The sequence below is a fragment of the Pseudomonas sp. MF08817 genome, assembly GCF_059862705.1.
Genome location: NZ_JCBCUY010000028.1, coordinates 16,241 through 37,686 on the forward strand (window position 1 = coordinate 16,241; position 21,446 = coordinate 37,686).

Here is a 21,446-nt window from a genome sequence, read left to right on the forward strand (position 1 = left end):
TTGTTAAAGCGACGAATATTTCTTGCGCAGACGCTGACGAATCAGTTCGGCGAGGGTGTTCATGACGAAGGTGAACAGCAGCAGCACCAGCGCCGAGAGGAAGAGCACGCGGTAGTGGCTGCCGCCGACTTCCGATTCGGGCATTTCCACCGCGACGTTGGCGGCCAGGGTGCGCAGGCCTTCGAACAGGTTCATTTCCATGACCGGGGTGTTGCCCGTGGCCATCAGCACGATCATGGTTTCCCCGACCGCACGGCCCATGCCGATCATCAGCGCCGAGAAAATCCCCGGGCTGGCGGTGAGGATCACCACGCGGGTCATGGTCTGCCACGGCGTGGCGCCCAGGGCCAGCGAGCCCAGGGTCAGGCCGCGCGGCACGCTGAACACGGCGTCTTCGGCGATGGAGTAGATGTTGGGGATCACCGCAAAGCCCATGGCCAGGCCCACCACCAGAGCGTTGCGCTGGTCGTAGGTGATGCCCAGGTCGTGGGAGATCCACATGCGCATGTCACCGCCGAAGAACCAGTTCTCCATGAACGGGCTCATGTACAGCGACAGCCAGCCGACGAACAGGATCACCGGGATCAGCAATGCGCTTTCCCAGCCTTCCGGGACCTTCAGGCGGATCGATTCGGGCAGGCGGCTGAAGGTGAAACCGGCGACCAGGATGCCGATCGGCAGCAGCATCAGCAGGCTGAAAATGCCCGGCAAGTGCCCTTCGACATACGGCGCCAGGAACAGGCCGGCGAAGAAGCCGAGGATCACCGTGGGCATGGCTTCCATCAGCTCGATCACGGGTTTGACCTTGCGGCGCATGCCCGGGGCCATGAAGTAGGCGGTGTAGATTGCGGCGGCAATCGCCAGCGGCGCGGCCAGCAGCATCGCGTAGAACGCGGCCTTGAGCGTGCCGAAGGTCAGCGGCGAGAGGCTCAGCTTGGGCTCGAAATCGGTGTTGGCGGCGGTCGATTGCCAGACGTACTTGGGCTCGTCGTAGTTCTCGTACCAGACCTTGCTCCACAGCGCGCTCCAGGACACTTCCGGGTGCGGGTTGTCCAGCAGCAACGGTTGCAGCTTGCCGCCCGCTTCGACGATCACGCGGTTGGCCCGTGGCGACAGGCCGAAAATCCCGGCGCCGTCGACCACTTGGTCCACCAGCAAGGTGCGGTGCGCGGTGCTGTGGAACACGCCGAGCTTGCCGGCGGCGTCCAGGGCGACAAAGCCCTTGCGGCGCTCTTCGGCGGTGATTTCGAGGATAGGCGCGGTGCCCATCTGGAAGGTGCGGATCTGCTTGAGGCGCTGTTCGCCGTCCGGGTCGCGGGCCATGAACCACTGGGCCAGGCCGCCCTTGGAGTCGCCGACGATCAGCGAGATGCCGCCCACCAGTTGGGTGCTGGCGGTGACCTGCGCCTCGCCGTCCTCAAGCAGTTTGTAGCGGCCGTTGAGGCTCTTGTCGCGCAGGCTGAACACGTCGGCCTGGGCGCGGCCATTGACCACGTACAGCCATTGCTGGCGCGGGTCGATGAAGATGGCTTTGACCGGCTCGGTCATCTGCGGCAGGTCGATGCGCGCCTGCTCGCTGGTGACTTCGCCGGTCATCATGTTTTCTTCGCTGGTCAGCGACAGCACATGCAACTGCGAACCGGTGGAGCCGGCGAGCACCAGGGTGGTGTCGGTGGCATTGAGGCTCACGTGCTCCAGGCTGCGGCCTTGCTCATCGAGGGCAATCGGCGCTTCGCCGTAAGGGTACTCAATGGCGGGCGAGATGGTTTTTTTGCTGTCCGGGTAGGTGACCTTGTAGGTGTGGCGGAACACCAGCGCCTGGCCGTTGGACAGGCCGACCACCACCAGCGGGCTGCCAGGCTGGTCTTCGCCGATGGACGAGACGCTGGCACCGGCCGGGATCGGCAGGCTTACGCGGCTCAGTTCGGCACCGCTGTCGAGGTCAAAAAACAGGGCCTGGCCCTTGTCGGAAACCCGCATGGCAACCTGGTTCTGCTCTTCGAGCGAGATCATCAGGGGCTTGCCGGCGTCCTGCATCCAGGCCGGGGCGAGCGGGTCCTTGGCGGTCAGGTCGGCGCCCTGGAACAGCGGCATCACCACGTAGCCGAGGAAGAAGAAAATCAAGGTGATCGCCGCGAGAACGGCCAGCCCGCCCACCAGAACGTACCAGCGGGTCAGGCGATCTTTAAACGCGCGGATGCGGCGCTTGCGTTGCAGCTCAGGCGTATTGAAATCAATTCGCTTGGGAGGAGAAGTCGTAGTCATGGGGGAATTGGCCAGATCATTCATGCGCACACCCTAGCGATCCTGTATGACAGAAAGATGACAATGCAGTGACGCAACAAATCCGCCGCCCGTGGGTACTGGCAGCGGACCGAAAAATTGAAGGGTGTAGGCGGGCCTGGGTGGGCCCGGCGCTACACCGGGTAATGCAGGCTTATGCGCCTTATTTCAGACCCAGGTCAGCCAGTGCCTTGGCGGCGACTTTGGCTGGCAGCGGGATGTAGCCGTCTTTGACCACAACTTCCTGGCCCTGCTTGGACAGCACCAGTTTCACGAACTCGGCTTCCAGCGGGGCCAGAGGCTTGTTCGGGGCTTTGTTGATGTACACGTAGAGGAAGCGCGACAGCGGATACTTGCCGTTCAGGGCGTTTTCTTCGGTGTCTTCGATGAAGTCAGTACCGCCCTTCTTGGCCAGGGCCACGGTTTTCACACTGGCGGTCTTGTAGCCGATGCCCGAGTAACCGATGCCGTTGAGCGAAGAGCTGATCGACTGCACAACCGACGCCGAGCCTGGTTGCTCGTTGACGTTGGGCTTGTAGTCGCCTTTGCACAGGGCTTCTTCTTTGAAGTAGCCGTAGGTGCCGGATACCGAGTTACGGCCGAACAGTTGCACTGGCTTGTTGGCCAGGTCGCCGGTCACGCCCAGGTCGCCCCAGGTTTTCACGTCAGCCTTGGCGCCGCACAGGCGAGTGGAGGAGAAGATTGCATCGACCTGTTCCATGGTCAGGTGCTTGATCGGGTTGTCCTTGTGCACGAACACGGCCAGGGCATCCACTGCAACCGGGATGGCGGTCGGCTTGTAGCCGTACTTCTGCTCGAAGGCCGCCAGTTCGGTGTCCTTCATCTTGCGGCTCATCGGGCCCAGGTTAGAGGTGCCTTCGGTCAGCGCAGGTGGCGCGGTGGCGGAGCCAGCGGCTTGAATCTGGATGTTGACGTTCGGATATTCTTTTTTGTAATGCTCGGCCCACAACGTCATGAGGTTGGCCAGGGTATCGGAACCGACGCTGGACAGGTTGCCCGACACACCAGTGGTCTTGGTGTAGCTCGGGATAGCAGGGTCAACAGCGGCAACCGCATTGGCAGTCGCTACGCCAGCAGCGACAAACGTCATTGCCGCCATCAAACGCTTCAGTTTCATGCCTTACTCCTAGCAGATAGGGTGTGTTATTCGGGGCCAAGTATCAGCAGGCCGTGTGAACACTCTATGGCTGGAATATGACAATTAGATGAAAGGCCATTATCTGGCTATGGGCCGGCTACCGAGGCATCGTTCATCGCGGGCGGGCCCGCAGGTTCAACGCAGGCCTGTGTGGGAGCGGGCCCGCCCGCGATAAGCCCTCACTGCTAGCGCCCCTGCTTCCACAGGTACGCACCCACCAGCATCCCCACGCCACAGATGATTGCCACGTAATAGGCCGGGCCCATCGGGCTTTCCTTGAGCAGCAGGGTCACCACCATCGGGGTCAGGCCGCCGAAGATCGCGTAGGCCAGGTTGTAGGAGAACGACAACCCGCTAAAGCGCACCACCGCCGGGAACGCCTTGACCATCACATAGGGCACGGCGCCGATGGTGCCCACCAACAGGCCGGTGAGCGAATACAGCGGGAACAGCCAGTCCGGGTGGTTGAACAGGCTGTGGTAGAAGGTCCAGGAACTGAGCAACAGCAGGCCGCTGCCCACCACGAACACCCGCCCGGCGCCGAAGCGGTCCGCCAGCGCGCCGGCGGCGATGCAGCCCAGGCTCAGGAACACGATGGCCAGGCTGTTGGCCTGCAACGCGGTGGTGGGCGCGAAGTGGTAGACGGTTTGCAACACGGTGGGCGTCATCAGGATCACGACGATGATCCCGGCCGACAGCAGCCAGGTCAGCAGCATCGAAATGACGATGGCACCGCGATGGTCACGCAATACCGCCCGCAGCGGCACTTCTTCGGCCAGGGCCTTGCGCAGTTGCAGCTCGGCGAACACCGGGGTTTCGTGCAGCCAGCGGCGTAGGTACACGGAAAACAGGCCGAACACGCCGCCCATCAGGAACGGAATCCGCCAGGCGTAGGCGGCGACTTCCTCGGGGGTATAGAGGCTGTTGATCGCCGTGGCCATCAGCGAGCCCAGCAGGATCCCCGCCGTCAGCCCCGACGTCAGGGTGCCGCAGGCGTAGCCGACATGGCGCCGTGGCACGTGTTCGGACACGAACACCCAGGCCCCTGGCACTTCGCCGCCAATGGCCGCGCCCTGGATCACGCGCATTACCAGCAGCAGGATCGGCGCCCACATGCCGATCTGCGCGTAGGTGGGCAGCAAACCCATAATCAGGGTCGGCACGGCCATCATGAAGATGCTCAGGGTGAACATCTTCTTGCGCCCCAGCAGGTCGCCGAAGTGCGCCATGACGATGCCGCCCAGGGGCCGCGCCAGGTAACCGGCGGCGAAGATGCCGAAGGTCTGCATCAGGCGCAGCCATTCGGGCATGTCCGCGGGGAAGAACAGCTTGCCCACCACCGTGGCGAAAAACACGAAGATGATGAAGTCGTAGAACTCCAGCGCACCGCCCAGGGCGGACAGGGACAAAGTCTTGTAATCGTTGCGCGTCAAGGGACGGGCGGGCTGCACAGGCTGTGCAGTGCTGGAGGGCACGCTGGTCATGGCAAGGCTTCTCTTATAGTCGGTTCTGCAAGCTCAACAACGCTGGTTGAAGCCTGGGCGGGTTCGGCACGATAGCAAATTGTTCTAAAAAGCACATACAGCCGCGTAATAGAGGGCCAAAATGCGAACCGGACGGTCGTCGCGGGGTCTATCCACCGATATACTCGCTGCCTTGCTACCTCAAAGGATTGCTGTGCGAAAACGCCTAATGACGCCCCCGGGCACCGGGCCAGGCGGTTTCGCAGAGTTTTCCTTAGTTCGCCTTATGAAGAACGTGACGAACGCAGTATGTTCGGGGCTGAATCGTTTTTCCTGAAGACGGCTATTCTCCTGATGTATTACGGGTCAGAGGCCCTCCGGCATGATAGAGCTCGAACAAGAAGATCCAATCCCCCAAGGCGACCTGGCCTTGCAAATCACCGCCCTGCCCCGTGAAACCAACGGTTTTGGCGATATTTTCGGCGGTTGGCTGGTGGCGCAGATGGACCTCGCCGGCACGGCGATGGCCAGCAAGGTAGCAGGCGGGCGCGTGGCGACTGTGGCCATCGACCGCATGGCATTCCTGGTGCCGGTGGCGGTGGGCGCGCAGTTGTCCTTTTATACCCAGGCCCTGGAAATCGGCCGCAGCTCGATCCAGATGATGGTCGAGGTGTGGAGCGACGATCCGCTGTCCAGCGAATGGCGCAAAGTCACCGAAGCGGTGTTCGTGTTCGTCGCCATCGACGGCAGCGGGCGCACCCGTTCGGTACCTTCCCGGGCCCGCTGAACCAACGCCCGCCCCTGCCTGCCAAGAGATGCGCACCATGCCCACGCCCACTGTTGAAGCGGTAAAACTCGATGAGCTGAACTGCTGGCGCATCCGCCATGCGGGGGCCGAATTGCTGGTGGCCCAGCAAGGCGCGCATATCCTCAGTTATCAACGGGCCGGGCAACCGCCGCTGGTGTGGCTCAACGACCGCGCCACCTTCACCACCGGCAAAGCCATCCGCGCCGGCGTACCGGTGTGCTGGCCGTGGTTCGGCAACCTGGCGCGCAACCCGCACAGCGTGCAGGCGATGTACAGCGGCGAACAACCGGCCAGCGCCCACGGCTTGGTACGTGCCATGGGCTGGTCACTGAGCGGCATCGAAAGCGAAGGCCAGGCGCTGAAGATCGACTTCGCCCTGCCCCAAGCCGCAACCGGCCTACCGGGCTGGCCGCACCGGGTCGAGCTGAAGCTGAGCATCCGCCTCGACGAGCAGCTGCACATTGACCTCACCAGCCATAACCTGGGCGCCGACGCGGTGACCCTCAGCCAGGCGCTGCACACCTATTTCGCCGTCAGCGACGTGCGCAATGTGCAGGTGCAAGGCGTGGACGGGCTCCGCTACATCGAAACCCTGGACGACTGGAAAACCCTCACCCAACGGGGCGACCTGCACTTTGCCGGGGAAACCGACCGCATCTACCTCGATGCGCCCCCACACCTGAGCATCCTCGACCCGCACTGGCAGCGCCGCATCCAATTGACCAGCCGCGGCTCACGCTCGGCAGTGGTCTGGAACCCCTGGAGCGAACGCGCCGCCCACCTGGCCGACATGGCCGACGACGGCTGGCAGCGCATGCTGTGCATCGAAACCGCCAATGTGCTGGACGACGTGGTGACCTTGGCGCCGGGGGCCAGCCATACGCTGGGGGTGAGTGTTATGGGCATTGCCCTGTAACCGGCGCCAACTCTGTGGGTGCGCAACTACAGCGGCAATCCACTGTGGGAGCAGGCTCGCCCACTCCCACAGACGCTGCTCCCACTCATGACAGAGCCTTCCCCTACAAATCCGCCTCCTGCACCACCTTCACCTTGGCCGCGTCCAGCGCATAGGCCGCGTCGGCCAGGTCGTTGCTGACCGCTTCAACCTTGAGGGTGCCGGTCACCCACAGCGGCGTGTAGATGTCGTCCAGTTTCAAGCCCTTGGGGTAGCGCACCAGCACCAGTTGATTGGGCGGCGGCGGCGGCACGTGGATGCACGCGCCCGGGTAGGGCACCAGAAAAAACAACGTGCTACGGCCCTTGGCGTCGGTTTCCAGCGGCACCGGGTAGCCGCCCAGGCGAATGGCCTTGTTGTTCATCGCCGCCACGGTCTTGTTCGAGTACATCACCGCCGGCAAGCCCTTGCTCTGCTTCAAGCCACCCTTTTCGTTGAAGGTGCCATTGGCCTCGGGGGAGTTGTGGTCGATGTCCGGCATTTGTTCCAGGGCGAGCTGGTCCGACTTGGGCATCAGCTCCAGCCAGTCGGTTTCCGCCAGTTCGCTGGCATGGGCCAGGCCGCAGCCCAGGAGTAGGAAAGTCAGGAGAAGACGGCGCATGAAGGGCTCGGCAAATAGAGGAAGGAACGGTCGCCGGGCATTCTAGCCCTCAACGCCTGCGCAGCGCAGAGGGCCTTGTTGCGATGAATCAGTTCTTTTTCACCAGGCCGTAGATCACCAGCAGCACCACGGCGCCCACCAGCGCACCGAGGAAGCCTGCACCCTGGCCTGCTTCATAAATGCCCAGCGCCTGGCCGCCATAAGTGGCCGCCAGCGAACCGGCGATGCCCAGCAGGATGGTCATGATCCAGCCCATGCTGTCGTCGCCCGGTTTGAGGAAACGTGCCAGCAAGCCGACGATCAGGCCGATAAAAATGGTTCCGATAATTCCCATGGCATTGCCCTCTGGATAAGTGAGATAGATCCAAGCCTAGCCAGACTTTGGCATCCTGCCATCAGAGGGCGGCGGGGCCGCAATGGTTCCCGCCATGCCACACGGGTTACTCGGCGATCAGCGCCTGCACCCTGAGGATCTGGCGCTCCAGCGTGGCCGCATCGGCACAGCGCAGGTTGGCGTGGCCGACCTTGCGCCCGGCCTTGAACGCCTTGCCGTAGTGGTGCAGGTGGCAATCGTCGATGGCCAGCACCTTGTCCACGTCGGGCACGCTGCCGATGAAGTTGAGCATCGCGCTTTCACCGACCTTGGCGGTCGAACCCAACGGCAGGCCGGCAACGGCGCGCAGGTGGTTTTCGAACTGGCTGCACTCGGCGCCTTCGGTGGTCCAGTGCCCGGAGTTGTGCACCCGTGGCGCGATCTCGTTGGCCTTGAGGCCGCCGTCCACTTCAAAGAACTCGAACGCCATCACGCCCACGTAGTCCAGGTGCTTGAGCACACGGCTGGAATAGTCTTCGGCCAGGGCCTGCAACGGGTGGTCGGTACTGGCCACGGAGAGCTTGAGGATGCCGCTCTCATGGCTGTTGTGTACCAGCGGGTAGAAGCGGGTTTCGCCATCGCGGGCCCGCACGGCGATCAGTGAGACTTCGCCGGTGAACGGCACAAAGCCTTCGAGCAGGCAGGCAACGCTGCCCAGTTCGGCGAAGGTGCCGACCACATCGGCGGCGCTGCGCAAAACCTTCTGGCCCTTGCCGTCGTAGCCCAGGGTGCGGGTCTTGAGCACGGCCGGCAGGCCGATGGCGGCCACGGCGGCGTCCAGGTCGGCTTGGGACTGGATGTCGGCGAACGCCGGCGTGGGGATGCCCAAATCCTTGAACATGCTCTTCTCGAACCAGCGGTCACGGGCGATGCGCAACGCTTCGGCGCTCGGGTACACGGGCACGAACTGCGACAGGAAGGCCACGGTTTCAGCCGGTACGCTCTCGAACTCGAAGGTCACCAAGTCCACTTCGTCGGCCAATTGGCGCAAGTGGTCCTGGTCGCCGTAGTCGGCCCGCAGGTGCTCGCCCAAAGTGGCGGCGCAGGCGTCCGGCGCCGGGTCCAGGAAAGCGAAATTCATGCCCAGCGGGGTACCCGCCAGGGCCAGCATGCGGCCCAGTTGGCCGCCACCGATTACACCGATCTTCATCGTCAATAACCTCAGGCGATGCGTGGGTCTGGATTGTCCAGCACGCTGTCTGTCTGCTCAGCACGGAAGGTTTTGAGCACCGCGTGGAACTGCGGGTGCTTGGCGCCCAGGATACTCGCCGACAGCAGCGCGGCGTTGATCGCGCCGGCCTTACCGATGGCCAGGGTGGCGACCGGGATGCCGGCCGGCATCTGCACGATCGACAGCAGCGAATCGACGCCCGAGAGCATGGCCGACTGCACCGGCACGCCCAGCACCGGCAGGTGGGTCTTGGCCGCACACATGCCCGGCAAATGGGCCGCGCCGCCGGCACCGGCGATAATCACCTCGATGCCCCGCGATTCAGCTTCTTCGGCGTACTGGAACAGCAGGTCCGGGGTGCGGTGGGCGGAGACCACTTTCACCTCGTAGGGGATGCCGAGTTTTTCCAGCATATCGGCGGTGTGGCTAAGGGTGGACCAATCGGACTTGGAGCCCATGATGACGCCAACCAATGCACTCATCGTCGTGCCTCTTCTCTCTGGGCGCCCGCAGGCGCGTCAAAAAACAACAAGCCACGCAATGTGCGTGGCTTGTTGTACGAATTATGGCCAGTCGAGCCGGCCGAAGGCCGCGCAGTATACCGCAATGAAACAGATAAACAGCCCCTTTGCTGACCATCCGTCAAACGGCGCAAAGTGGCGGTTTTATTGACCGTGAAGTCAGTACAGGCACCACAAAATCACTCTGGGGGCTGGCTCGCCGGAGGGTGCGCCGCGCCCCCTTCAAGCTTGCGCCACAACAACCGTACGTTGGCCTTGCGCACCAGGGCGCAGCGGTACAGGCGGATCTCCAGCGGCACGTGCCATTGCGGCCCGCCGCACACCACCAACTCACCCCGCGCCAACTCGGCGCGCACGCTCAATTGCGGCACCCAGGCGATGCCCAGGCCTTCCAGGGCCATGCTCTTGAGGCTGTCGGCCATGGCGGTTTCATAAATGGTGGTGAAGCGCAGCGCCCGCTGGCGCAGCAACTGGTTCACCGAACGCCCCAAAAAGGCCCCGGCGCTGTAGGCCAGCAACGGCACGCTGGCCTCGCCTTCGAGGTCGAACAGCGGTTTGCCGCTGGCGTCGGCGGCGCACACCGGGAGCATCTCGGTGTGTCCCAGGTGCAGGGAGGGAAAAATCTCCGGGTCCATCTGCATCGCGGCATCGGGGTCATAGAAGGCCAGCATCAGGTCGCAGCCGCCCTCGCGCAGGGCGTGCACCGCGTCACCAACGTTAGTAGCCACCAGCCGCGTGGCGATGTTCAGGCCTTCGTTGCGCAATTGGGCGATCCAACGCGGAAAAAAACCCAGCGCCAGGGAGTGGGCGGCCGCCACCTGCATGACTTCGCCCTGCCCGCCTTCGAGGTGATGCAAATGGCGCAGCACTTCACCCAACTGTTCGACCACCGTGCGCGCGGTGACCAAAAACAACTGCCCCGCCGCCGTCAGTTCCACCGGCGTGCGCGAGCGGTTGACCAGGGTCAGGCCCAGCGCCGCCTCCAGGCTGCGGATGCGCCGGCTGAACGCGGGCTGGGTGACGAAACGTCGCTCGGCTGCTTGGGAGAAACTGCGGGTGGCGGCCAGGGCGCTAAAGTCCTCGAGCCATTTACTTTCCAGATTCATCACGTCCTCCCGGACACACGCACCAATTTAGGTCACACGCTCGGCATCATACCCGGGTCACACCCACCGTATGCCGTTTGTGCATAGGCCAGTATTTAATGGCATTGGCCCAAAAATGCCGCCAAGCCTAGCATTGGCAGCGTTCCGGCACAGACCGGGTCCATATTGAGATGGTTTCCATCATGTCCTCTGCTGCATCATTCCGCACTGAAAAAGACCTGCTTGGCGCACTCGAAGTACCCGCGCAAGCGTACTACGGCATCCAAACCCTGCGGGCGGTGAACAACTTCCGCCTCTCCGGTGTTCCGATCTCGCACTACCCCAAGCTGGTCGTGGGCCTGGCGATGGTCAAGCAGGCTGCCGCCGACGCCAACTGTGAACTGGGCCACTTAAGTGCGGCCAAACACGCGGCCATCAGCGAAGCCTGTGCGCGCCTGATCCGCGGCGACTTCCACGAAGAGTTCGTGGTGGACATGATTCAGGGCGGCGCTGGCACTTCAACCAACATGAATGCCAACGAAGTGATCGCCAACATCGCGCTGGAGGCCATGGGCCACCAGAAAGGCGAATACCAATACCTGCACCCCAACAACGACGTGAACATGGCGCAGTCCACCAACGACGCCTACCCGACGGCCATCCGCCTGGGCCTGCTGTTGGGCCACGACGCGCTGCTGGCCAGCCTCGACAGCCTGATCCAGGCGTTCGCCGCCAAGGGCGAAGAGTTCAGCCACGTCCTGAAGATGGGCCGCACCCAACTGCAAGACGCCGTGCCGATGACCCTGGGCCAAGAATTCCGCGCCTTCGCCACCACCCTGGGCGAAGACCTGGCGCGCCTCAAGACCCTGGCCCCGGAAGTGCTGACCGAAGTCAACCTGGGCGGCACCGCCATCGGCACCGGCATCAACGCCGACCCGCGCTACCAGCACCTGGCCGTGTCGCGCCTGGCACTCATCAGCGGCCAGCCGCTGGTACCGGCCGCCGACCTGATCGAAGCCACCTCCGACATGGGCGCTTTCGTGCTGTTCTCCGGCATGCTCAAGCGCACCGCGGTCAAGCTGTCGAAGATCTGCAACGACCTGCGCCTGCTGTCCAGCGGCCCGCGTACCGGCATCAATGAGATCAACCTGCCAGCGCGCCAACCCGGCAGCTCGATCATGCCCGGCAAGGTCAACCCGGTCATCCCGGAAGCGGTCAACCAGGTCGCGTTCCAGATCATCGGCAACGACCTGGCCCTGACCATCGCGGCCGAAGGCGGCCAGTTGCAACTCAACGTGATGGAGCCGCTGATCGCGTTCAAGATCTTCGACTCGATCCGCCTGCTGCAACGCGCCATGGACATGCTGCGCGAGCACTGCATCGTTGGCATCACCGCCAACGAAGAGCGCTGCCGCGAACTGGTGGAGCACTCCATCGGCCTGGTCACCGCGCTGAACCCCTACATCGGCTATGAAAACGCCACCCGCATCGCCCGCATCGCCCTGGAAAGTGGCCGCGGCGTGCTGGAACTGGTGCGCGAAGAAGGCTTGCTCGACGACGCCATGCTCGCCGACATCCTGCGCCCGGAAAACATGATCGCCCCGCGTCTGGTGCCCCTGAAGGCCTAAACGCTGTTGCACCGCTCACCAGGTTGAGGGACTAGACACCTCTCACCTTTTGAGGGCTTGGAGATCACTCTCCAAGCCCTTTTTTTTGCCTGTCGATCCCTGGCGCCCTCCTCAGCTAAAGTGCACCCTCTGTGAGCGGGCTGGCCCGCGATGTGGCCAGGCCAATCGGCCCCTCGCGTGCCTGATACACCGCCATCGCGCGCAAGCAGAGCGCCGCCCGGCCCGCTCCCCCGTCATCTCTCGCGGAGACTCGCCCATGCTTCCCAACGCCTACCCCGCCGCCCAGCGCGTGATGGTGCTCTACACCGGCGGCACCATTGGCATGCAGGCCAGCGCCCATGGCCTGGCCCCGGCAGCCGGTTTTGAAGCGCGCATGCGCGAACACCTGCACAGCCAACCCGACCTCGTGGTGCCGGCGTGGCACTTTCGCGAAATGACGCCGTTGATCGACAGCGCCAACATGAACCCCGCGTATTGGCAGCAACTGCGCGAAGCGGTGATCGAGGCGGTGGATGGCCAGGGCTGCGACAGTGTGCTGATCCTGCACGGCACCGACACCCTGGCCTACAGCGCCGCCGCCATGGCGTTCCAGTTGCTCGGCCTGCCGGCGCGGGTGCTGTTCACCGGTTCCATGCTGCCGGCCGGCGTGGCCGACAGCGATGCCTGGGAAAACCTCGGCGGTGCGCTGGTCGCCCTCGGCCAGGGCCTGGCGCCGGGGGTGCAGTTGTACTTCCACGGTGAACTGCTGGCCCCCACCCACTGCGCGAAAATCCGCAGCTTCGGCCGCCACCCGTTCGCCCGCCTCAACCGCCAGGGCGGCGGCGTGCCGGCTTCGTCCCTTCCCGCAGCGCTGGGCTATCGCCAACCCAGGCAACTAGCCAGTGTTGCCGTGTTGCCGCTGTTCCCCGGCATCGGCGCCACCACCCTCGACGCCGTGCTGGGCAGCGGTATCGCCGGGCTGGTGCTCGAATGCTTCGGCAGCGGCACCGGGCCCAGCGACGACCCCTCCTTTCTCGCCAGCCTGCAACGGGCCCATGACGCCGGGATCGTGGTCGTGGCCATCACTCAGTGCCATGAAGGAGGCGTGACGCTGGACGTCTACGAGGCTGGCAGCCGTTTGCGCGGCGTCGGCGTGCTGTCTGGCGGCGGCATGACCCGCGAAGCGGCGTTCGGCAAATTACACGCGCTGCTGGGGGCGAGCCTGCCGACCGCCGAGGTGCGGCGCCTGGTGGAGCTGGACCTGTGTGGGGAGCTGCAACCGGGCCACTAAATAGTTACCGCCGTGCCTGTCTTGCCGCTGCCTAGCCTTGGGAAACCGCAATCCGTCCTTCGGTGCCCCATTCCCAACGGCAAGACAGGAATACTCGATGCCCATACCAACCCCTCCCGCCCCTCAACACCTTTCGCCGCTGATCTCTACAGAAGCCATCGTCACCCAATTGTGCGTCGGCCCGGCCTTTCGTGAGGTCGCGGCAAAATTGCTGCTCGAACCCTTGCAGCAGCTGTATCCAACCCTGGAAATCGACCCGGCCACCACCCTGGTCGGTAGCCCCGCCTGGGACATTGTCGAAGATCAGGTCGTCGCCACGCCTACCCAGTACGAAACCCTGGCCAACATCCTCGCCCGCCAGTCGGTGCAAGACATCCCGTTGATCTACATCGAAGGCGTCCACTTCCTCACCCAACCACCGGTTGTAGAGCCTGCGGCCCAGTTGCCTGTGCGCATCTGCGAAATCGCCAACCTGATAAACATCCTCGCCCCCGTCATGCTCAGCGCTTACCAGGAGCAACAGATCGAATACTGGAACAGCCTTAACAGCGATGGCCAACCGCGCTGGCATGAACTGGCCGGCTCCTTGCGCAGCCTGTGGGGCGTGGAAAAAAGCGACACCTGGAACGACCTCGAGTGCAGCCTGGCGCGCAAGCTGCACGAATACCCGAACCGCATCGACCGCCAGGCTAACGACCCCTTCAACAGCAGGGCGTACCTGATCGATTTCGACCGGGTGGTACAAAGCCAGAACGAACACCTGGAAGCCCCCCCTATCGCGGTGCTGATCGGCGACACTTACGACCGGCGCATCATCCTCACCTACTCCCTGCTGAACGGCTACGAATGGTTCAAGTCCATGGCGGAGCTGGAATTGTCCCTGCCCGGGCATCTGGATTCATCGCTGTCCTACCAGAAACTGAAGTGGCGGCTGGTCGAGCCCGAGGGAAATTTTTTCGACCAGCAGGCCTGCGCCCTGATTGCCTACCAGATCGACGCCATCAAGCGCATCGGGTTTTCCCCCGATCATCCGCTTGACGCAGGCCAGGCCGTGCTCAGCAGCCCGGTCAGTAGCGAGGGCCAAAGCGCTGCAGCAGAGCCCAACCTGTCGTGGTTCTACAGCGCCATGCCGCAGTGGCTGACCGACGCCTCAACCGCCGACCTGACCTTTTACTCAAGGCACCTGAAGGACCTTGCCGCCCTGCACCGCGGCAACGCGGGCCGAACCTACCAAGACGACATCCCGCCAATCCACACCTATGCCTTGGACGCCTTGCGCGCCGCCATCCTCAAAGACCATCCGCAAGCCACGACCCTGCAACTGGAGCGCTACCGGATGCGCGTCGAAAGCCTGTTGATGTGGGGCTCATTTATTCCGGGCCAGGTGCAAACCACGCTATTGAGCTTCGCCGACCTGGCCTTGCAGAATTTGATTGCCCTGCCCTTGGGCAATAAAAGCATCCAGGGCGCCGAGGGAGTCAGCGTGCCCAAATGGATGACCGTGGACTACATCGAAGGTCTCGTCACCGCCATGGACCTGGGCAGCGCCTACCCGGCGCTCGTCAAGCAAAAGCTGCTCGACGACCCCCAGCAATCCCTACGGCGCCAGGCGCTGTTCAGCAACCACCTGCGCATCCAACTGCCGCTCCTGGCCCTGCAAAGCAAGATTTGCAACGAGGCGGGAATAGACGAACGCGGCTATCGCTACGTAGTGGCGCTGATGGCTAGCGAAGCATCCGATCAGCGGGTCAACGGTCAAACCATCGTAATCCGGCCGCTGGCCTTCGCCCCTTCGCGCCGCACCGGCAAACCCGCAGACGTGGTCGCCAACATGTTCGTCATTGGCCCCCGGGACATGACCAGCGGCCCGTGCCTGCTGTACCGCCCGCTCCTGGACCAGCCATTGAGCCAACACCCATCGCCGGCCAACCTGATCTATGCCATCCAGCAATCGGCCAGCCTGCGCGAATCGGTGCTGGCCTGGCTGCCGGATGCGGTGCGCGAGGACTACGCTCGCTACGTCTTTCCCCCACCATTACCCTCGCCCTGGACCGTCGTGGAGGTCCTCGTGGAACCGGACAAACTCTGGAGCATGAGCGGCCCCCTGGCCTTGGGCGAAGACACCGTGGCGGGCGACATCTTCGCAGCTCTGTTCACCGCAAACGCCAAGGCGCTGGTGGAACTGGCCAACCGCCAGTCGGTGTCCAACGCCGATAGCCGCTGGGCCACCTTCAAGCACGCCGGTTGGTTGATCTTCAATTGCGCCCTGCCGTTCCTGGGCCCCACCGTGGGCATCGGCGCCTGGATCTGGCAGGTGCTGGATCAATTGCAAGCCCTCGCCGACGCCCAGGAGCAGCACGACACCGCTGTCCAATGGAGTGTCCTGGCTGACCTGTTTCTCAATTTGGGAATGGCGATCACGTTGCACATCGCCCAACGCAATCGCCCCGCCCTGCGCGCCGCGCCAGAAAGCGAACCGCTTGGCAAGGCGGAAAAAGGCCCGGTTCGGCAACTGGCTACCATGCCCGCCCAGGACCTCCCTCCCGGGCACATCCCGCCGCTCGTCACCAGCGGAGCCCTTAACCGGGCACCCAACGACCTGGTCAGGCTGCTCGACGGTTTGGGGGTGGCCCCGCCCGAAGGCCTGGCCCAGCCAGACCGCACACCCGGCCCTTACCAGCATCTCTACCGCCTCGATAACAAGCTCTACGCGCCTATAGGCGAACGCTGGTTCCAGGTGCAGGAGGAAGACGGCAACGTGATGATCCACAACCCCCGGCAGGAGGGCCGCACCGGGCCACTGCTGACCCATAACGCCAAGGGCGAATGGTTCGTCGATGTCCGCCTGCGCCTGCGCGGCGGCGGCCCCAAGGCCATCATCGTCAAAGCCCGGGCCGAGGCCCAAGCCCAGGCCACGGCGCTGCGCAACGACCTCACCACCTTCGAGCGCAACAAAGCCCAAGCCCGCAAGCAACTGCAACAAAGCCGCAAGGAACTGCTCGATGCCCCGTCCACATCGGCCACGGCCCAGCGCGAGGCGTACCTGCAAACCCTCCAGCGCCAGCGCACCGATTACGAGAACGCTCTGCAAAAGCTCAAGGCGCTCAATGTCCTCGCCACTACAGCCGACTATCAGCAAAAGTCCATCGGCTACCTACGTGTCCAACTGGAACTCACGGGTGCCGGCATCCAGGAGCGCCTCATCACTTTCACCCCGCGGATCAAAGCGGTCCTTGAACAGATCGAGCGCCAGGCCCAGGCGCCCCAGGAACGCCATATCGACGACGCCCGGGAAATGAACGAGATGTGCCAGGACATGATCGCGCGCCTGGACTACGTGCAATCACGCTTCACCGAACTCAAGGAACTGGCCCGCGACGGCATGCTGCTGGTGCGCGAAACCCAACGCCACCTGCCCGCCTACAGCAGCGATGACCTCAAGGCCTTGCAAGTGACCCTGGCCCGCAATCTGTGCCTGGCCCCGGAGTCGGTGCACAGCATGCCGGCTGCCTGGACCACCCTCGACCAGATCGTCGATGCCGCCGACATCGCCATCCAGAGCCTGCGCGACACTGCACAAGAGCGTAACGAAAGCCGCCTGGATGAACGCATCGAAACCCTGGGCAGCCTGATTGAGCAATTTGACGTACTCGACGAACGCATTATCGATTTACCCGAGGATTACACGGAACACGTCGTTCAGGCATCGCTTGACCACCTGCGCACGCGGCTCAAGGAATATCGCAAACACGCCACCCGACGCCTGGCGCGGCTGCACAACGAACGCAGCCTGCTGCGCACTCGAGCCCGCCCGCCGTCCGTCGCGCCACGGCCACGACGCAAGTTCATCAGAACCCGCTACAACGGCGTACTCATCGGCGAGCCACGGATCTCGGCGATCGGCCTGGAAACCGGCCTGGTGGACATCACCTCGCCGTTGACTAACAAGGTGATCGCCACCTTCCATGAAAAACAACCGGGCGTCTGGGTCCAGCACTTGGAAACCGTCGACACCCCCACCGCCACCCCGGATCTGGACACCAGCCTCAACGCAGGCCAGTCCCTGCTCGACAGCCTGGCCGACTTCAAGCAGCGCGCCAACGCCCTTGCTAGCCTGCCGGGCCGCACCGCCATCGGTATCGAGTTCCTGTTTCACCAACACGCCCAGCGCCTGGAGACGGTCCGCGACGCCATCGAACAGGCGTTGACCCGCAGCAATGCCACCGAGAGCGGCTCACGGTCAGCAGCCAACATCCAGAAGGCCCTGGATGAATCCATCGACAGCCTCTACCAACAGGCCAACACCCACATGCTGACGATGCTCAAGCGCCAACCGCCGACCATCGCCAACCTCGAATGGTTGAACAACCAAGGGCGGATCATCATTGAGAAAAACGTCACCCGGCGCCATATCAAGGCGCCACAGCCCGACTTCCTCGACGAATACAGCATCAGCGACGCCAAGACCCACCAAGTCCTGTGGTACGCGCACTTTCGCTATTCCACTTCGTGGACACCGGCCAAGGCCTTCATTTCCGCACGTCTGATCGCCTCCAGCGAACGCATCTGGGTGCCAGCCCCCGAGCCCTTGCAGGGGCTGGATGAGCAACAACGGATCGCCTACTACCGCAGTGAAATCAATCTAGAGCAGGCCACCCGATTGTTTTTCAACGTCAAGAGTTGAGGTACCCGGGGCGTGCCGCGCACGCCCCGGGCCTGGCTAGCGTGGCTCGGACGCCGGATTGAAGATCAGACGCTGGGCCACGTCATTGCTGATCGGCACCCGCAGAATCGGTTCCACCACCCGGCCCTGTGCCTGCTGCGCCCGTTGGTACTCCACGCCCTGGCCTCGCTGCGCGGCGGTTTTCAGATGCCCGGCGAAATAGTCCTGCACGTTCGCATCACGCTGTCGATAGTGAAAGTGGGCATACCAGCACACGCCTTGAGGCAGGCGAATTTCGTACTCCTGTAAAAAGTCGCCCACCGAGCCTTGGGACAGGTCCACCCGCTCGCCTTTTTTGCGCACACTCCGGATCTGGTGCAGCTCCCCCAGCCGCAACAGCGCAGCGATGCTCGGCGGGCGACTCAACGCCATGCTCACCACCAGATCCTGCGCCAGCGTTTCGAGGCGGGCGGCCCCCTTGCGCAACCCGTCGATCAGGGCCACGGGCACCTTGTCGCCCAGGCGGGGAACGAGTGACTCAAGATCCGTCGCCTTGCTGCGCAAGGTCGTTACCTTACTCGTGAGGATGTCTTGCACATCGGCACTCAGGTGCCCGGCATCAGCCAGGCGTTGGGCCTCGTCCATCTCTCCGTCCACGCTGGCGAGCAATTTCCGCCCCTCTAACTCCAGGCTATCGAGACGCTTCACCAGGCGCTGCCTCTGGCTCACCCCACCCAGCAAACGCGGGACGGAGGCCAGCGTCCAGCGGCCAGCGGTATCTGCTTGCAGGTAAGGGCCCCGGCGATGACCGTTGAGCGCGTCGGCCATTACCACCCCGTTGGGCGTGGACACCACGTAGAACCAGTAACCATCGACCTGGGCAAACAGTTGCGTGCCTTCTCGGTAAAGGCCTTTGAGCCCGTCCTCCTCCAGCCGTGTTCCCGTGCGCGGGCCCACTGGCGCACGGAAGGTGTTCAAGCTCAGCAACTGGCGTGGCGAAGCAACTCCTTGGTCTTGGGTGTACTCGTAGAGCAGCCGCCCCTGGCCCCCCGGATGCCGCGCCAGCACGGCGGGCAAGCCCTCACGCAATTGCGCTGCGGATAACCTGGGGGGCATCGCCGGCACTTCCTCGGCAAGCACCCCGCCCGGGTGTTCGTGGCTCAGCAACAGCGCCAGGTTGAGCAGCACGCCGACGGTCATGCCAATGCCTTGGGCCTGCTCGATCTGCGGATCGGTAGAGGCCTTCAGGCTGGCCGCCAGTTGCGTCAGTAACCCCAAGCGGGCCGGTGTACCCGTAGCCAGGGGCAAAAACAGGTCAAACAGGGTCCAGGCCAGGTTTTCATAGCGCTGCCAACGGTCGTCGGCACTCGAGAGCGCGCTCTGGCGGGCCTGTTCCACCAGTTTCACCGCGACATCCCGGTACAGCGAAGTGCAGAAATCCTGCGCCAGGGGCGTGGTGTCGAGCTCGACCTGCGGCGCTTGTATGCTCACCTCCCAATCGCTCTCCAGCAGGCGCGCCAGGTGCGGCTGACGAAAACCGTCGTTGCCATAAACGACCCGCCCCTCGGGCGTCATGGCGGCCAGCACACTGGCCGCCAGCATCGGCTCCTCGCGCAGCGCATCGAGCACTTGGCCCAGTGCCGCGAAACCCCGCATGGCGCCCCCGTTGCCGGCTTGATACAGCACCCACGGGCCTTGGCGCACGTCCCTGGGGCCGACCAAAAACGTCGCGCGCACCTCGTCACGCCGCGAAAGCCCCGACAGGCCAAAGGCCAAAGGCCGCACCACTTGCTCCACGCCACCCACTCGCCGCTGGGCCGCATCGGGCCGCAACACCGCTACCACGGCCTCGTACTGGGCAGGGGTGAGCTGGCCCTTGGCCTTGAGTTCCAGCGCCTGCAACGGCAGCAACACCTGCATGTGGTCGCAGAACACTTGCTGGCGCCAGGTCCGCTCGGCCGGATCGTCCAACAGGCGCTGTTGTAACAACGCCGGGTAGTGCGCGCCGATATCGGCCGCCACCGCCCACTCGCGTAAAAAATCGTAGGTCAGCCACGGCGGCGCTTCACCACCGCCATAGCGGACGCTGGCGCGTACCTGGGGAAAGCCGCTGGCACTGTGCAGCGCCAGTTCCACCAGCCCCGACGTGCGCGGCTCATAACGCACTGGCGGGAACGGCGGGTCCATGGCCTCAAATGGCGTGTTGACGACGTGGTACAGGGTGATTTCGATGTCATCGATGCGCAGGTCCACCTGCCCCGGATAACGCTTGAGCAACTCGGTTTTCAGGGCTTTGGCGCCATAGTCGCCAATGCTTGGAATGCCCCGCAGGTAGGATTGCCCGCCCGAGTGCTCGGCAATCTGCGCCAACGCCGTCAATTGGCGGCTGACTGCCTGGCGCTCGCCCGGCTCGGCCTGCCTCAACCACGGCGGGATCGACCCGCCCGCAGGCTGATGGCCAACACCAAACCCGCCCAACAGGCTCACCACGCTGCCGATCTCGGCCAAAACTTGGCCCAGGGCGGCGCTGTCGGCGTAATGGCTGGGTTCGATGGCCTCGATCAGGCGCAACTGGCGCTCCAGCAACTGCAAGGCGAGGGTGTCGAAAATGTCGTTCGGCGTCTCGTAATTGTGCAAGCGCAGGTCGGCGTCACTGGGCTGGCCCAGCCAGGTGTCCTCCAGCGCCTCAAGAGAGCCGAACACCTCGAGCCCGGCCACCGGCGTGTACAGCAAGACCCGCTCATGCTCACCAAAGGTGCGCGTCAACACCAGCCCCATGACCGTACCCACCGGGCCGCGGTCGGCGTTATCCACCAGGCAGATGTACGCCTGGCTCGTCTCCAGCCCAGGCTGTTGCTGACGCACCGAGGCCAGGGGGAAGTCCAGGACAGCCTGGACCGTCTCCTGCCCCAGGGGGTCGAGCAACCCGGCGGCTTGTTGCACATCACTTTTGAACAGGTTGGACATCCACAACCAGGGGCTAAAGCCGTCGTCCATCGGTTCGCCCCAGTAATCCACCAGGCGTTGCTGGTAGTGCTCCAGCAACAGGGGCGCCCACTCTTGGAGGCAGGCCTTGAGGTCGGCCAGGTCGACAGCGACACCGACCGGGGCTTCCAGCATGGGCGTCAACGACAACAGGCTGTCGGGTGGCCAAGTCGCAGGGGCCACCTGGAGAAACTGCTGGATCAGCACCTCAACCAACGTCAATGTGGTGTAGCCCAGGAAAACCGCGCGGCCCTGCTCCTGGCCCCATTGCGGCAGCAATAGCTGCGCCTTGGCGACGTCGATGTTCAGCTCGGGGAAATCCTCGGCCAGTTGTTGCTGCAAAAAAGCCCGCGCGGTATCGGCCAAAGTCGGGCGCGCAGCAAAGGTGCGCTCCAGGGGCAAGCGCGCAGACAGGTAGATGGCGTTATCCACAGGGGCGTTCGGTATAGCGGTTTCAGGCTGCTCCATCGGCAGGCTCCGT

At 63.8% G+C, this 21,446-nt stretch carries 14 protein-coding genes; 5 read left to right on the forward strand and 9 right to left on the reverse strand.

Features of this window, described 5'->3' with window-relative positions:
• Positions 1-3: 3 nt before the first annotated feature.
• The 3 genes from AC19YR_RS17645 to AC19YR_RS17655 form a co-directional block, all read right to left on the reverse strand.
• The gene (locus AC19YR_RS17645; RefSeq protein ID WP_500599500.1) at positions 4-2,037 is read right to left on the reverse strand and encodes an ABC transporter permease subunit; all 2,034 of its coding nucleotides are present in this window, start codon (positions 2,035-2,037) and stop codon (positions 4-6) included.
• 409 nt (positions 2,038-2,446) lie between these two features.
• Positions 2,447-3,421 (reverse strand): phosphate ABC transporter substrate-binding protein PstS, encoded by a 975-nt coding sequence (locus AC19YR_RS17650; RefSeq protein ID WP_095108650.1) that lies wholly within the window; start codon positions 3,419-3,421, stop codon positions 2,447-2,449.
• 206 nt (positions 3,422-3,627) lie between these two features.
• On the reverse strand, positions 3,628-4,926 hold the full coding sequence (locus AC19YR_RS17655; protein ID WP_500599458.1) for an MFS transporter: 1,299 nt from the start codon (positions 4,924-4,926) through the stop codon (positions 3,628-3,630).
• A 361-nt stretch (positions 4,927-5,287) separates the two neighbouring features.
• Here AC19YR_RS17655 and AC19YR_RS17660 point away from each other — a divergent pair, with 361 nt between their 5' ends.
• The gene (locus AC19YR_RS17660) at positions 5,288-5,692 is read left to right on the forward strand and encodes an acyl-CoA thioesterase (RefSeq protein ID WP_003176975.1); all 405 of its coding nucleotides are present in this window, start codon (positions 5,288-5,290) and stop codon (positions 5,690-5,692) included.
• A 37-nt stretch (positions 5,693-5,729) separates the two neighbouring features.
• The gene (locus AC19YR_RS17665; protein WP_500599459.1) at positions 5,730-6,629 is read left to right on the forward strand and encodes a D-hexose-6-phosphate mutarotase; all 900 of its coding nucleotides are present in this window, start codon (positions 5,730-5,732) and stop codon (positions 6,627-6,629) included.
• 103 nt (positions 6,630-6,732) lie between these two features.
• On the opposite strand, the gene AC19YR_RS17670 is transcribed toward AC19YR_RS17665, so the two are convergent.
• The 5 genes from AC19YR_RS17670 to AC19YR_RS17690 form a co-directional block, all read right to left on the reverse strand.
• Positions 6,733-7,269: a DUF3299 domain-containing protein gene (locus AC19YR_RS17670; protein WP_095108648.1), complete on the reverse strand. Its 537-nt coding sequence runs from the start codon at positions 7,267-7,269 to the stop codon at positions 6,733-6,735.
• 88 nt (positions 7,270-7,357) lie between these two features.
• Positions 7,358-7,603, reverse strand: a complete 246-nt coding sequence (locus AC19YR_RS17675) for a GlsB/YeaQ/YmgE family stress response membrane protein (protein WP_095108647.1) — start codon at positions 7,601-7,603, stop codon at positions 7,358-7,360.
• Positions 7,604-7,709: 106 nt separating this feature from the next.
• Positions 7,710-8,792 carry a 5-(carboxyamino)imidazole ribonucleotide synthase gene (locus AC19YR_RS17680; RefSeq protein WP_095108646.1) on the reverse strand — a complete coding sequence of 361 codons (1,083 nt, stop codon included), beginning with the start codon at positions 8,790-8,792 and terminating at the stop codon, positions 7,710-7,712.
• Positions 8,793-8,803: 11 nt separating this feature from the next.
• Positions 8,804-9,295 (reverse strand): 5-(carboxyamino)imidazole ribonucleotide mutase, encoded by a 492-nt coding sequence (gene purE, locus AC19YR_RS17685; protein ID WP_007920220.1) that lies wholly within the window; start codon positions 9,293-9,295, stop codon positions 8,804-8,806.
• A 218-nt stretch (positions 9,296-9,513) separates the two neighbouring features.
• The gene (locus AC19YR_RS17690; RefSeq protein ID WP_095108645.1) at positions 9,514-10,440 is read right to left on the reverse strand and encodes a LysR substrate-binding domain-containing protein; all 927 of its coding nucleotides are present in this window, start codon (positions 10,438-10,440) and stop codon (positions 9,514-9,516) included.
• Positions 10,441-10,622: 182 nt separating this feature from the next.
• Between AC19YR_RS17690 and AC19YR_RS17695 the strand changes: the two genes are divergently transcribed.
• From AC19YR_RS17695 to AC19YR_RS17705, 3 genes are all read left to right on the forward strand, one after another.
• Complete coding sequence (locus AC19YR_RS17695) at positions 10,623-12,047, forward strand: aspartate ammonia-lyase (protein WP_095108998.1); 1,425 nt, start codon at positions 10,623-10,625, stop codon at positions 12,045-12,047.
• 256 nt (positions 12,048-12,303) lie between these two features.
• Entirely contained in the window at positions 12,304-13,317 is a 1,014-nt protein-coding gene (locus tag AC19YR_RS17700; protein ID WP_500599460.1) for an asparaginase, read from the forward strand.
• A 97-nt stretch (positions 13,318-13,414) separates the two neighbouring features.
• A complete protein-coding gene (locus AC19YR_RS17705) occupies positions 13,415-18,001 on the forward strand; it encodes a hypothetical protein (RefSeq protein WP_500599462.1) in 4,587 nt (1,528 codons plus the stop codon).
• A 36-nt stretch (positions 18,002-18,037) separates the two neighbouring features.
• Here the strand turns inward: AC19YR_RS17705 and AC19YR_RS17710 are convergent, their stop codons facing one another.
• The gene (locus tag AC19YR_RS17710; protein ID WP_500599463.1) at positions 18,038-21,433 is read right to left on the reverse strand and encodes a dermonecrotic toxin domain-containing protein; all 3,396 of its coding nucleotides are present in this window, start codon (positions 21,431-21,433) and stop codon (positions 18,038-18,040) included.
• Between the last annotated feature and the right edge of the window lie 13 nt (positions 21,434-21,446).

Bases quoted from the DNA above. Each gene is read 5' to 3' on its own strand.
- AC19YR_RS17665 (WP_500599459.1), top strand. From the start codon at position 5,730: ATGCCCACGCCCACTGTTGAAGCGGTAAAACTCGATGAGCTGAACTGC.
- AC19YR_RS17645 (WP_500599500.1), bottom strand. From the start codon at position 2,037: ATGCAGGACGCCGGCAAGCCCCTGATGATCTCGCTCGAAGAGCAGAAC.
- AC19YR_RS17690 (WP_095108645.1), bottom strand. From the start codon at position 10,440: ATGAATCTGGAAAGTAAATGGCTCGAGGACTTTAGCGCCCTGGCCGCC.
- AC19YR_RS17675 (WP_095108647.1), bottom strand. From the start codon at position 7,603: ATGGGAATTATCGGAACCATTTTTATCGGCCTGATCGTCGGCTTGCTG.
- AC19YR_RS17670 (WP_095108648.1), bottom strand. From the start codon at position 7,269: ATGCGCCGTCTTCTCCTGACTTTCCTACTCCTGGGCTGCGGCCTGGCC.
- AC19YR_RS17700 (WP_500599460.1), top strand. From the start codon at position 12,304: ATGCTTCCCAACGCCTACCCCGCCGCCCAGCGCGTGATGGTGCTCTAC.
- AC19YR_RS17680 (WP_095108646.1), bottom strand. From the start codon at position 8,792: ATGAAGATCGGTGTAATCGGTGGCGGCCAACTGGGCCGCATGCTGGCC.
- AC19YR_RS17695 (WP_095108998.1), top strand. From the start codon at position 10,623: ATGTCCTCTGCTGCATCATTCCGCACTGAAAAAGACCTGCTTGGCGCA.
- AC19YR_RS17660 (WP_003176975.1), top strand. From the start codon at position 5,288: ATGATAGAGCTCGAACAAGAAGATCCAATCCCCCAAGGCGACCTGGCC.
- AC19YR_RS17650 (WP_095108650.1), bottom strand. From the start codon at position 3,421: ATGAAACTGAAGCGTTTGATGGCGGCAATGACGTTTGTCGCTGCTGGC.
- AC19YR_RS17705 (WP_500599462.1), top strand. From the start codon at position 13,415: ATGCCCATACCAACCCCTCCCGCCCCTCAACACCTTTCGCCGCTGATC.
- purE (WP_007920220.1), bottom strand. From the start codon at position 9,295: ATGAGTGCATTGGTTGGCGTCATCATGGGCTCCAAGTCCGATTGGTCC.
- AC19YR_RS17655 (WP_500599458.1), bottom strand. From the start codon at position 4,926: ATGACCAGCGTGCCCTCCAGCACTGCACAGCCTGTGCAGCCCGCCCGT.
- AC19YR_RS17710 (WP_500599463.1), bottom strand. From the start codon at position 21,433: ATGGAGCAGCCTGAAACCGCTATACCGAACGCCCCTGTGGATAACGCC.